Genomic DNA, 11930 nt, shown 5'->3' on the forward strand with positions numbered 1-11930 from the left:
AGGATCCGTGAGGCCGTCAAGATACCCCTTCGGCACGGAGCGCGTCTACGAGGCGCGCGTATTCTTCGGCGTCGTTGTAGATTTGCGCCGAGATGCGGAGCAGCCGCCCGCGCGGGGGCGGAAACGGGGTGACGGGGACCTCGATGCTGTGACGCGTAAAAAGCGCCTCCTGCAGAGGATCGAAGGAAAAAGGCGGCGGCGGCGGCTCCCCCGTGCCGTCCGGCAAGGGGACGCTGGCGAGGGAGCCGATCATGGCGTCGGGCGTTGGCGGCGGCACGTCGAGGGCCTCACACAACCGCTCACGCGCGGCGAGGACCGTGCCTCGGTTGTGCGCGGCGAGGGCCGCGATGCCCCCCGGCAGCAGCGACGAGAGGAAGCGGATCGCCTCGGGGAGGACGAGGTACGGGGTGGGATCGTGGGTGCCGGTCCAGTCGAATTCGAGGCGGAAGCGGGAGACGTCCGTGCGCGTGCTGTTCGCGCCGTGGCTGATCGAGAGCGGGCGGACGTCGAGCTGTTTGTCGGGGCGCACGTGGAGGAAGGCCGCGCCTTTGGGGGCGCACATCCATTTGTGGCAATTGCCGGTGTAGTAGGCGGCGCCGAGCGCGCGGAGGTCGAGCGGGACCATGCCGGGGGCGTGGGCGCCGTCGACGAGGGTATCGACGCCGCGGCGGGCGAGCTCGGGGACGAGGCGCTCGACGGGCAACACGAGGCCGGTCTGGCTCGTGACGTGATCGACGAGGACGAGGCGGGTCCTCGGGCCGACACAATCGAGGACGGCCGTCACGACGTGGTCGGGGGAATCGATGGGGAAAGGGACGCGGGCGACGACGACGCGGGCCCCGGCGCGCGCGGCCGCGGCGTCGAGGGCATTCTTGCAAGCGTTGTATTCGTGGTCCGTCGTGACGAGCTCGTCCCCGGGGCGGAGGTCGAGCGAGCGGAGCACCGTATTGACGCCGGCCGTGGCGTTGGGGACGAACGCGATATCGTCGGGGCCCGCGCCGACGAACGCCCCGAGGGCCTCCCGGGCCGCGGCGGCGAGCGGCTCGAGCTCGCGGAGGAAAAACCGGACGGCCTCGCGCTCCATCTGCGCCCGCAGCCGATCCTGCGCCTCACGAATCGGCAAGGGGCAGGCGCCGAAGGAGCCGTGGTTGAGGTAGACGATCGTGGGGTCGAGGTCCCAGAGCGGCCGGACGCGGGCGGCGTGGGAGGGAGGGAACTCGTGAATGGGCATCGGGGTGGATTATCGGCCGATGAGGGGGAAGAAGAGGAGCGCGCCGAGGATCGTGAGCAGATACAGGCCGAGGAGCACGACCGTCATGACCCCGACGAGCGCCCAGAACTCGCGTTGCCGCTCGATCGCGGTCGCGACGAACTCGAGGCGGCCTTCGCTGGCGAGGACCTGATTGATGCTGTCACGATACCGGAAGAGGCGCGTGCCGATCACGCCGTAGAGGATCGCGATGAGGAGGTAAAGGACGAAGGTGACGGCCCCGATCTCGCCAAGCACGCGCGACGACGAGGTGGCGCTCATGGAGTAGAGGCCGAAGCCCACGAGCACGACGGCGAAGATGTAGCTCAGGGTGCCGAACAGGGTGATCCAGGGCCGCGTCTTCCGCAGGGAGAAGACGATCGCGTCGATCGCCGCGCTCTGCTCGTGATCGTCCTCGGCGAGCTCCTTCTTCTTCCTGGTCCTCTTCGTGCCCTTCGTCTCCTTGGGCGCCTCGTACGGATTCAGCTCGGTTTCGTTCGACACGATTTTTCCCCCTCTTTTCACTTCTTCAACAGGATCTCCTCGACCTCGCGCTGCCATTTTGCGCCGAGCTCGGGGTGGACCATCCGCACGTAGGCCGCATATCCGCGCAGCCACGCCGGGAAGTCGGGTTTGCCGCGGGCCTGCGACTCCACGCCGTGGCGGCGGCAATTGGCCAGGATGGCCTTGAAGCGGCGGCGATCCTCGCGCGGGATGGCGGGCTTCTCGGCGACGACGAGGCCCGTCACGCGCTGGCGACCGCCCTTGCGCATGATGCGGCGCTTCTTGACGTTCTCCGCAAAACCCTCCTGCTGGAGGATTCCGTTGACCCACCAGAGGAACCGGCCGAGCCGCGCAGGCGGGTCGCGGAAGGAGAAGGTGAGGTCGTCGGCATACCGGGTATACGTGGCGCCGCTCTTCCTGGCGAGGGCGTCGAGGCGCGCGTCGAGGCGGCGGCAGACGAGGTTCGCGAGGGCGGGCGAGGTGGGCGCGCCCTGAGGCAATGCGCCAGGCCAGACCACGGTGCCGTCCGGGAGCTTGCTCCGGTGCGTCGTGAGGCCCGCGAGGGCGGCGGCGACCTTCTCGTCGTAATACCGCATGAAGAACCCGAGGACGCGCCGATAATGGACGGTGGGGAAGAAGTCCTCGATGTCGACACGCACGACGACGGAGGCGCCGACGTGGGGGGTCGCATTGGTGACGGTGGAGCGCTCCTCGACGAAGCCGTGGGCCGCGGGGTGGGTGGGGAGCTTTTCGAGGACCTCGCGCAAGATGGCGCGCTGGACGTTCTTCAAGCGGACGCGGGGCGCGGAGATCTTGCGCAGGCCGCCGGTGCGCTTGGGGATCTCGAATTCGACGTAGCCGCTGCCCTTGCCGGTGCCGGGGCGCATGAGGGAGGGGAGCGCAGAGGCTTTGACGCCGACGAGCTTGGCCACGTCGTTTCGACTCTTCAGCTCGGGGACGTCGGCCTTGGGGGGAGCCGTGAGGGGGGCGTTGGTGGTGGCGGCGGCGCCGCGGCGGAAGACGTAATGGTTGCGGAAGAGGCCGAAGGTCCAGCCCGTGGGATTCCAGCCCCCGCGCGCGGTGGGGCTCGGGAACCGCGGGGCCGGGGCGCGCCGATCGGGCGGCGAGACATCGGCGAGGCCGAGGGTCCTGACGGCCGCACGCGCCGCATGCGCGACGGCGTTGTCGGCGTCCTTGACCATGCGGCGGAGGTGCTGCGCGGCGTTCGCCCGCGCGAAGAGGAGCGGGACGAGCCGAACGCCGCGGAGCCGCTCGCGCGGGTCCTCGCTGCCGAGCAGCCTGCCGACGGGGCCGACGAAGGCGCGGCCGGCGTAGAAGCGCGCGACCTCGTACTCGGCGAGGCCCTGGTGGCGCTCGAGGAGCTCGGAGACGCGATCGAAGTTCGCGTCGGGGTCGGCGAGCAGGGGCCGAAGCTCGAGGAGGAGGCCGACGAGGCTCATGGCGGCGCATCCTACCAGGGATGGGGGGAGGTTTTTAAGGGGGAAGGGAGGCGCCGCGGGGCGAGGGGCCGCGCGCTCAGCGGCTCCGGGTGCGGCGCTGGGGAGGCTTGCGGGTGGGGCTCTTGCCGGCGGGCTTCTGCTTGGTGGGCGCGGCCTGGCCGAGGACGTCGGCGAGCGTGGGGGCGGTGAGGACAAGCGCTGTCATGCGGTCGAGCTGCTCCATCGTGGCCGCGTCGAGGATCTCCTCGGCGGAGGCGGGCAGCTCGCCGAAGCGGAGCTTCATCTGCAGCACGAGCGCGTGGCGAAGGCCCTCGCGTTTGCCGCGCTCGATGCCGCGCTCGATGCCGCGCTCGATGCCGCGCTCGATGCCGCGCTCGATCCCCTGTTCGAACCCCTGCTGTCGGAGCCGATCGCCTGCGTAGAAGATCTCGTCGAACACGCTGTCGCCCACGGCTTTCCGCACGGCCATGACCACCTCGTCCTCGTCTCGTTTGCCGACTTTCCGAAGATACACCATCACCGCCGCCATCGCATCTGCCCCGTCCGCCGCCTGCAGCACCTGCCGGAGCGCCTCCGCCCACCGGCCGAGCCCCGCGAAGAGCTCCTCCGGGCTGCGCGAGCGGCGGAGGAGGTACAGGACCAACCGACCAAGCGTCGTCATCGCCCGCTCGGCCAGCTCCGCGTCGTCCACGCGGCTGATGTCGTCCAGCACGATGCCGAACCGAGGGACGTGATCGAGCACGTCCGAGGCCACACCGTCGACGTCCACGAGCTCCTCGAACCGCCGCGCCGCCCGCCATCCGGTCTTGCTGTGGTGCAGGACGACCGGGACGATCACCGGCAACCTCTTCGCGCGCGGGTGCTCGTCGCGATACGACCGCCAGATGCGCACCATGTACTCGAGCAGCCGCAAGAGCAGCCACCTGTCGACGTAACTCTGGTGCTCCCAGAGCACGTAGATGAACGCATCGCGGTTCGCGATCCTGGCGGAGAACAGGAGATCGCTGCGGTGACCGTCGAGCTCCGGGTCCACGAAATGGCCGGGCGCAAGGGCGAGGGTCGAGAAGTCGACCTTCTCGACGAGCGCCGCCGGCAGCATCACGCGGAGCGCGGCGGCCGCGTGCTCCGGCTTGGAGAAGACGTACTGAAAGAGCGCGTCGTGCGGGTTGTCGGTCATGCGGCGACAAACGACCGTACCAGGAAAAACCCGCGCGTCCAGCCCGTGGAGGTGACCGGTTTTTCCGGGACACTTCTGACCGGAACCTCAAAACAAAAAGGCCCCCAGCGACCGCGCCACTTGCGCTGCAGAGGCGTGCACAAGACCTACGGCTGCAAGCCGTATCGCCCCGCGGGGCGGTCTCGTGACGCTTCGTTCTTCATGGGGAACAGGTCGCAGCCGCGACGTGACATCGCGGGGTGATGGCTGGCTGCTCGTGTCCCTGGGAGCCGTCCCCAGGGGAACACGTTTTCCTCGCGCGGGGAAGGCCCTCCACGCAAAGGAGGGGCTCACGGGAGGCGTCGCCACCTGCTCGGCAGAGGCGTACGGGGACGAAAAGCCCTGCGGGGCGGTCCCCGTGACGCTTCATTCTCCATGGGGAGTCGTTCGCAGCCGCGACGTGACATCGCGGGGTGATAGCTGGCTGCTCGCGCCTCCCGTGAGCCCGAACGATCCAATCACATCTTCGGCTCCGGCGGAAGAGCGTCGTCAGGGCGCGAGCCGTCTTCTTCGAGCAGCGCCCGGAGCCGGTCGCGCGGGCCACCCGGCGCGCGGCGGACGAGGGCGTCGAAGCGCCGCGTCTCGGCCCGGACACGCTCGCCGTGGGCGCGCAGCCCAGGGAGGGCGTCCTCGGGCAGGGTCGGGCGAGAGAGGACCGAGAGGTTCTCGAGCAGCTCGCGGTGGCTACGCGGCGCCGTGAGGCAAGCGCTCACGCCAGGCTGGGTGAGGGAGTAGCGGTAACAATCGGGGGCGCTCGGGGGTTTGGTTTCGTCGGGAGGCGCGGGGCGGAGCAGGCGGCCATAAGCGGTGGCCGTGAAGGTGAGCACGCCCGTGCCGCGGGCGCGGGCCTCGGGCAGCAACGTGGCCTCGGCGCCGGGGTGGGCGGCGCTGTGGCGGGTCATGACCACGGGCCAGGGGCGGCGCTGGAGGGCCTCGACGGCGATCGCGCGGTCGTGGGTGGAGAAGCCAAATGCGCGGAGCTTGCCTTCGTCGCGCAGGCGCGCGAGGGCGTCGTGGTCGGCGTCCGAGAGGCGCTCGGGGGAGCGGACCCAGAAGAGCAGGAAGACGTCGATCCAGTCGACCCGCAGGCGCGAGAGCGCGCGCTCGACGTCGGCGCGCAGGGCCTCGGGGCCGGAATGGTAGGTGCCCGCGACGAGGACGAGGCCCTCGCGGGCCGCGCGGCGCGAGCGCAAGAAGCGGGTGAGCTCGTGGTAACGAGGCTCCCAGAAGAAGGCGTTGACGCCGGCGTCGCGGGCATCGGCGAAGCTCGAAGCGACGAGGCCGTGCGCGCCGGAGACGACGAGGGGCGAGACGAGCAGGCCCGTGGTCCCGAGGGGGCGCAGGAGCACACCTTCGGGCCGCGGGGGGACGGCGCGGCGGCGCGGCGGCTCGGTCGGCGGGGGCGACGCGGGGCGGTGGGCGAGCAGGGAGGGCTGCTTCGTGAAGGCTTCGTCCGGCAGGACGAGCGTCAGGGCCTCGAGGTGCGCCTTGACGAGGGCCGCCTCGGCGCCGGGCGCGAGGGCCGCGGCGAGGCGGGCGAGGGCGCGGTCGTCGCCGTCGCGGAGCAACCAGGTGTAGGCCGAGGTGCGGACGGCCTCGTCGGGCTCGGGGGTTTGGGGGTCGAGCAGGGCGAGGAGGTGGTCTTCGAGGCCGGGGGTGGCTTCGAGGGCGCTCGCGGCGGCGGCGCGGACCATGGGGGCGCGGTCCTGGGAGAGGCGGAGCAGGGCGCGGAGGGATTCCCGCGGCAGCTCGTCCGAGGGCGCGAGCAGGTCCGCCGCGCGGGCGCGGAGGAAGGGATCGGGCGCGAGGGCGCAGGCGAGGGCCGCTGCGTGCACGTCCTCGGGCGGCAGGGCGTCGTGATGGCGGAAGACGAGGGTCACGGCCTGGCGGCGGACCCAGGGGTCGGGGTCGCTGACGGCGGCGGCGAGCGACGCGACCGGGTCGAGGACGGCGGCGCGGATCCAGGGGTCGTCGTCGGCGAGGGCGGCGGCGCGGGCGTCGGGCGGGAGGTCACCCGAGGAAACACGGGCGGCGAGGGCGACGGCGCGGATCGAGGGGTCGGGGTCGCGCTCGGCGCGGGCGAGGACGCGGTCGTCGCCGAGCAGGGCGGCGGCCTCGGCGACGGCGCGGCGCTCGCGCGGGGAGGAGGTGGCGCGGGGGGCGGCGAGCAGGGCCTCGGCCCAGGCGGCGAGGACACGCGGAGATCCGGGGCGCCTCTCCCAGCCGGCGAGGGCCGCGGCGCGGACGTCCTCGTCCGGATCGTCGAGCGCGGCGAGCACGACGGGCAGCGAGCGCGGGTCCCGGAGCAAACCGGCGAGGGCGGCGGCGCGCTGTGCCGGCGGGCCGGCCTTCGCCAGGCCGCGCACCCGCTCGAGGTCGTCGTCGGTTCCCCGCACGGCGACGACCTCCGCGGCCCAGGCGAGCGCGCCGGGGGGAGGCGTGTCGTCGGCGAGGACGCGGCGGGCGAGCGGGAGGTCTTCGCCGTTGGCCAGGCGATCGAGCACGGCGCGGACCTCGGCGGCGGCGTGGGGGACGCGGGGCTCGTCGAGCCAGCGCAGGGCGAGCCGCAACGCGTCGGGGTCGCGGAGCTCGCGCAGGCGGCGGCGGGCGAGGGCGCGCAGGGGCGCGTGGGGATCGCCGAGCCAGGCGACGAGGGCGGCGGCGGGGACGAGCGAGGGGTCGGCGCTCTCGAGGCGCGTGGTGACGACGGCGGGGTCCTCGTCGGCGAGGCCTTCGGCGAGGGAGAGGGGCGGCGAAGCGGGGGCCGCGGGCGCGGGCGCGGCGGAGCCGGCCCACGCGGCGGCGAGGTAGGTGGCGGCGGAGGTGACGGTGCCCGTGGGATCGTCGGCGGCGGCGCGGGAGACGGCCTCGCGCACCTCGGGGTCGTCCTCGCCGAGGACGACGAGGGCCTGCACGGCGGCGTGTCGGACGCGCCAGAACGGGTCGGCGAGGGAGGCGACGAGCAGCGGGAGCGCGTCCTTGCCTCCGGCGGCGGCTGCGGCGCGGACGGCGGAGCGGCGGACCCACCAGACGGGCTCGTGGCGGAGGGCGCGGGCGGCGTGGGGCAAGAGCTCGCGGGCTTCCATGCGGCAGAGGCCGCGATACGCGCGGTCGCGCACGGAGGGCATGGGGTCTTGGAGGGCACAGGCGAGGGCGGGGGCGAAGCGGCGGCTGCGGAGCTCGCCGAGCTTCTGGGCGGCGGCGGCGCGGGCCTCGGCGTCCTCGTCGCCGAGCAGGATCTGGCGCAGGGCGAAGCGGGCGGGCAGCGGGCGGGGGTCGAGGGTATCGAGGGCGTCGCGCCGGGCGTCGGGGTCCTCGTCGAGGAGGCGGACGAGCGCGGGGAGGGCTTGCGGGGGGCGGTCCACGGGGTCTGGACGAGCGGGACGGCAAAGTGGGGCGGATGTCAAGGGGCGGGGCGGTTGCGGCTTGCCGAGCTCGTCTGCTTCCGCGTACCGTGCGCCGCAGGAGGGAATACAAATGACGAAACTCGGTGAACAGGTCCAGAATCAGCTCCGCGTGAGCGACAAGGTCGTCGCCTCCGCGCGCACGCACGCCGAACCCGTCTCCACGATCCTCGCCGAGCAGGCGCAGAAGGTCCAAGGGCCCCTGACGAAGGCCACGAAATCGGCGTACCTTGCGGTCTTCAGCGCGATGGGCGACGGCCTCGCGCGGGCGGCCACGGAGCTCGGCAAGGCCGAGGAGGACCTCGCGGCGGAGCGGGCCGACGACGGCCCCGTGCGCACCTCGCGCGACGGCGCGGCGACGGCGCTCGCGGCGCTGCTCGGGCTCTTGCGCCGGACGATCGAGGACCACATGGGTGAGAAGGCGGTCACGACGTACGGGCTCTCGACCGAATCGCCGCGCGTGCCGGCGAAGCTCTTGCAATACGCGAAGACGGTGGCGCGGCTGCTCGGCGAGCACCCGGCCGTCGTGACCTCGCCGCTCGGCTCGACGTTCGACACGAGCGCGGCGCTGCAATCGGTCGTGAACCAATGCAATCAGCTCGAGGCGGCCGTGGGGGACGACGACCGCGAGGCGCGGGAGCTCGAGACGGCGTTCGCGGCGCGGGACCGGGCGGCGGCGGCGTGGTCGGACGTGTACCAGGGGACGGCGACGGCGCTGGAGGGGCTGTATCGGCTGGCCGGGTATGGCGATCTCGCGGAGAAGGTGCGGCCGACGCAGCGGAAGATGCGCGGGGAGGAGGAAGGGGCGGAGCCTCCGGGGACGGAGCCGCAGGGGTCGCCGACGGGCGGCTGAGAGAGGTCAATCCTTCGGGGGAAACCACAGGTCGGACAGGTCGAGCTCGATCGCGTCGAACGGCGCGATGCGTGCCCGATCGTCCTCCCGCCACGTGCCGACCTCGAACCAGCGGCCGTGCTCCAGGCGGCTCGCCACGAGCACGCGGGTCTCCGGGTCGACGATCCACATCCAGGGAATGCCGTGTTTCGCGTAAAACGGCCGCTTGATGCGGAGGTTGTAGTCACGCGTGGCCGGTGAAAGAACCTCGGCGACCCAGTCGGGCACGACCTTGATCGATTCGTCCGAGGGAAGATGCGGCAACCGTTCGCGGCGCCAGCCCACGAGTCGCGGGACGACCTCGGGCGAACCGGGCAACTCGAAGGGGCACTTGAAGTAGACCCACCATCCCCCCGGGCCGTCGATCTCGCGGTAGAAGGGCCTGTAGAGGCGCCTGATGAGGACGGACACCGCGTGCGCTTGCGGGCACCGCTGCCCCCGCGGCTGCGTGTAGAGCACACCGTCCAGGATTTCACCCATGACGTTCGGCGGAAGCGCGCAGAGGTCCTCGTACGTCGCAGGTTTGCCCGTGGGCTCGTTCATGAAGACGAGTTTGTCCCAGAATGACTCCGGGCGCAAGCCGGAGGAGATGCGCCGCTGAGGTCAGTCCTTCGCCGGTATCCAGATCGCAGAGAGCGACAGTTCGACCGAATCGAACGGCTCGATCCGCGCGTGGTCGTCGTCTCCCCAGATGCCGATCTCCTGGAAGCGGCCATTCACCAGGCGGTGCGCGGTCAGCAGACGCGCCTCGGGGTCGATGAACCACAGATACGAAACGCCGTGTTTGGCATAGAATGGTTTCTTGACCCGTTGATCGTAGTTGCGGGTACTCGGCGAAAAGATCTCGCAGACCCAGTCGGGCACGATCGTGATGGGAACGTCCTCCGGGGGTTCGGGCATCCGCTCACGGCGCCAGCCAGCGATGTCCGGAGACACCTCGGGCGAGTCGGGTAGCTCGATGCCCGGCTCGACGACGATCCACCAGCCACCCGGGCCAGTCCAGCCGCTGTCGAAGGGGCTGCTGAGGTTGCCGCCGAGGATCGTCGCGGTCCGCATGTGCCGAAACCGCGGCTTCGGCTGCGTGTAGAGCACCCCATCCAGGATCTCCCCCTTCACGTTCGGCGGGAGCGAAAGGAGGTCCTCGTACGTCGCACGTATCCGCGCTCCCTCGGACATGCCGCGAGGTTGCCCGAGCCCGGGACGCGCCGCAAGCCGCCAAGGAGCGTGGGAAACGCCTTCGCGGTCGCCACGGACGCGCCCGTCGTACGACGGACGCCTTCGCGGTCGCCACGAACACGCCCGTCGTTTGACGGACGGCTCCGCGGCGCGCCCCCTGACGTTCCCCGCCGGTTCTGGTAGAGTCGCGTCCATGCCGGACGTCCTCGCCATCGTCAGCAAGGCCGTGTTCGAGAAAGAAGCGGGCGGGCGCAAGCCGGGCAAGGTCTGGCCCATCGACACCTACCATAGCCAGAGCAAGGGCCTCGCCCCGCTCGCCGCGGGAGGGCGGATCTTCATGGTCACGGTCCGGCCGCCGTCGGACACGCTCTGGCTCGTCGCCGTGCTCGAGAACCCGCAGAACACCGGCAAGGGATGGCGCAGCGGGCGCAACCGCGTGGCGATCAGCGACATCACCTCGCTCGTGCCGCGCCTGCGCTTCGCCAATGGAAAAGGCATCAACGCGGCGCCGGGTACGCTCGGGATGTCGCTCCAGACGCCACGCGTGCTCGACGCGCCCTCGGCCGCGCTGCTGCTCGGCCAGGCCTTTTGCTCGGGCGTGGCGCCGGCCGTGAACGTGACGAAACACGATACGATCGGGCCCTTGCCGTGCCTGTGCAAGCTTTGTCTCCCGCAGAGCGCCGAGCGAGCGGAGACGGGCGGAATGGCGTTCGTCCGTTCGAGCACGGAGGCGCTCGGGCGCGTCCTGCATTATTGGATACCCGAGGAGCTCCAGAAAAACGCGAACGCCGTGGGCCGCTCGGTCCGCTCGGCGCTCGCGTCCCGCCTCGCGGCACGATGATCCGGCTGGAGGTCCTCGGCCCGCATACCCAGCTCCTCTCGACCCTCTGCGCGAAATGCCCCCAGGGCCCGGCGGGCTGCTGCAAGGCGCCGCCCGAGGTGGATTGGTCGGACGTGGGGCGTATCGTCGCGGGAGGCGGGCGGGATTTTGTCCTCGCGCGGATCGCCGCGAAGGAGCTGATCCCGACGGAGCGGGGGCTCGTGATCCGGCGGGTGAAGCGGCGCGAGGCGAAGACCGAGCCGATGGAGCGCAAATGCGTGTTCCACGGGGCCCTCGGCTGCACGATCCGCCCAGGCCTGCGCCCGGCGACGTGTAATTATTTCCTCTGCGAGGATACGTTCGTCGAGGGAGGCGAGCGAAAGGGCGAGGCAAACGCCGCGCGGGCGAGGCAGGCGCACGGCGCGTTGCGGGCGGCCTACGAGCAGTGGGACGCGGAGCTCTCCGCGCAGATCGCCGTGAAATACCCGGAAGGGGCGTCGTGGAATGCGGAGTTCCTCGATTGGCTGGGGGAGGCGTTCGTGGAGCTCGAAGCCTCCCTGCCCCTCGCCCCTCTCGGCTAACGGTCCCGGCAGAGGATGAAGTAGTGGTCGAGGGCCTTCTCGCCCTTGTAGGCGGCGCCGATCGAGACGTGCTTCGAGACCTTGCGCATGTAGTCGCGGGTCCCGTTGTAGACGAACATCTGCAGGCCCTTGGAGTTCGGGATGACCTTGGGCCAGCCCGCCGCGACCGGGCCGTCCGGGACCTGGAAATAATCGATCACGACGCCGCCGCGCTCTTCCCACGCCGGCTTGCCCTTCGTCGGGACCGCGACGAAGAAGCCCGGGCCCACCGTGCCGAGGAAGGGCGACTGGTTGTAGCCGAAGAGCCGCTCGGAGCCGTCCTCGGGGCGGCAAAACCGCTTCTGGAAGAGCTTGAGGCCCGATGGCAAGGGCAATGTGTTGCGGCCGTCGTGGTGGACCGGCGCGAGTTTCTCCATGTCCGCCGGGACGAAGTGGTCGAGCGTGATGAGCGCCGCCTTCTCGGCCCTCTGGTAGAGCTTGCGTTGCTCGTCACGCGAGAGGGTGCGGGTCTCCGACAGCCTGTCTTCGGCGGAGAGCCCGTCGAGGTAGCTGGCGATGGCGTCGATGGTGGCGCTGGGATCTTGGATGAGCTCTCGAAAGCGCACGTGGCCTCCTCGGTTGGGGGAGG

11 protein-coding genes are annotated in these 11930 nt (G+C 71.3%); 3 read left to right on the forward strand and 8 right to left on the reverse strand.

The genetic code is table 11. From position 1 onward, the window contains the following. Positions 1-16: 16 nt before the first annotated feature. From GF068_RS21150 to GF068_RS21170, 5 genes are all read right to left on the reverse strand, one after another. A complete protein-coding gene (locus GF068_RS21150) occupies positions 17-1231 on the reverse strand; it encodes an aminotransferase class V-fold PLP-dependent enzyme (RefSeq protein WP_153821263.1) in 1215 nt (404 codons plus the stop codon). A 9-nt stretch (positions 1232-1240) separates the two neighbouring features. Next, positions 1241-1753, reverse strand: coding sequence for a hypothetical protein (locus GF068_RS21155; RefSeq protein WP_153821264.1), 513 nt, complete (start codon positions 1751-1753; stop codon positions 1241-1243). 17 nt (positions 1754-1770) lie between these two features. After that, entirely contained in the window at positions 1771-3213 is a 1443-nt protein-coding gene (locus tag GF068_RS21160) for a reverse transcriptase family protein (protein WP_153821265.1), read from the reverse strand. Between the two features lie 76 nt (positions 3214-3289). Beyond that, the gene (locus tag GF068_RS21165) at positions 3290-4390 is read right to left on the reverse strand and encodes an Rpn family recombination-promoting nuclease/putative transposase (RefSeq protein ID WP_153821266.1); all 1101 of its coding nucleotides are present in this window, start codon (positions 4388-4390) and stop codon (positions 3290-3292) included. Between the two features lie 497 nt (positions 4391-4887). Continuing rightward, complete coding sequence (locus tag GF068_RS21170; protein WP_170319598.1) at positions 4888-7794, reverse strand: aldo/keto reductase; 2907 nt, start codon at positions 7792-7794, stop codon at positions 4888-4890. A gap of 112 nt (positions 7795-7906) precedes the next feature. On the opposite strand from GF068_RS21170, the gene GF068_RS21175 reads away from it, so the two are divergent. Beyond that, positions 7907-8686, forward strand: a complete 780-nt coding sequence (locus GF068_RS21175) for a hypothetical protein (RefSeq protein ID WP_153821268.1) — start codon at positions 7907-7909, stop codon at positions 8684-8686. Between the two features lie 6 nt (positions 8687-8692). Here GF068_RS21175 and GF068_RS21180 read toward each other — a convergent pair whose 3' ends face one another. After that, on the reverse strand, positions 8693-9304 hold the full coding sequence (locus GF068_RS21180) for a Uma2 family endonuclease (RefSeq protein WP_240807179.1): 612 nt from the start codon (positions 9302-9304) through the stop codon (positions 8693-8695). Positions 9305-9328: 24 nt separating this feature from the next. After that, a complete protein-coding gene (locus GF068_RS21185) occupies positions 9329-9901 on the reverse strand; it encodes a Uma2 family endonuclease (RefSeq protein WP_153821269.1) in 573 nt (190 codons plus the stop codon). A 193-nt stretch (positions 9902-10094) separates the two neighbouring features. On the opposite strand from GF068_RS21185, the gene GF068_RS21190 reads away from it, so the two are divergent. Both GF068_RS21190 and GF068_RS21195 read left to right on the forward strand, forming a co-directional pair. Further along, complete coding sequence (locus GF068_RS21190) at positions 10095-10742, forward strand: hypothetical protein (protein WP_153821270.1); 648 nt, start codon at positions 10095-10097, stop codon at positions 10740-10742. Continuing rightward, complete coding sequence (locus GF068_RS21195; protein WP_153821271.1) at positions 10739-11302, forward strand: hypothetical protein; 564 nt, start codon at positions 10739-10741, stop codon at positions 11300-11302. The genes GF068_RS21190 and GF068_RS21195 overlap by 4 nt, the downstream gene beginning before the upstream one ends. Here GF068_RS21195 and GF068_RS21200 read toward each other — a convergent pair. Continuing rightward, positions 11299-11907 carry a hypothetical protein gene (locus tag GF068_RS21200; RefSeq protein ID WP_206079511.1) on the reverse strand — a complete coding sequence of 203 codons (609 nt, stop codon included), beginning with the start codon at positions 11905-11907 and terminating at the stop codon, positions 11299-11301. The genes GF068_RS21195 and GF068_RS21200 overlap by 4 nt on opposite strands. Between the last annotated feature and the right edge of the window lie 23 nt (positions 11908-11930).

Source organism: Polyangium spumosum, assembly GCF_009649845.1.
GTDB lineage: Bacteria > Myxococcota_A > Polyangia > Polyangiales > Polyangiaceae > Polyangium > Polyangium spumosum.

Bases quoted from the DNA above. Each gene is read 5' to 3' on its own strand.
- GF068_RS21150 (WP_153821263.1), bottom strand. From the start codon at position 1,231: ATGCCCATTCACGAGTTCCCTCCCTCCCACGCCGCCCGCGTCCGGCCG.
- GF068_RS21160 (WP_153821265.1), bottom strand. From the start codon at position 3,213: ATGAGCCTCGTCGGCCTCCTCCTCGAGCTTCGGCCCCTGCTCGCCGAC.
- GF068_RS21165 (WP_153821266.1), bottom strand. From the start codon at position 4,390: ATGACCGACAACCCGCACGACGCGCTCTTTCAGTACGTCTTCTCCAAG.
- GF068_RS21175 (WP_153821268.1), top strand. From the start codon at position 7,907: ATGACGAAACTCGGTGAACAGGTCCAGAATCAGCTCCGCGTGAGCGAC.
- GF068_RS21185 (WP_153821269.1), bottom strand. From the start codon at position 9,901: ATGTCCGAGGGAGCGCGGATACGTGCGACGTACGAGGACCTCCTTTCG.
- GF068_RS21190 (WP_153821270.1), top strand. From the start codon at position 10,095: ATGCCGGACGTCCTCGCCATCGTCAGCAAGGCCGTGTTCGAGAAAGAA.
- GF068_RS21195 (WP_153821271.1), top strand. From the start codon at position 10,739: ATGATCCGGCTGGAGGTCCTCGGCCCGCATACCCAGCTCCTCTCGACC.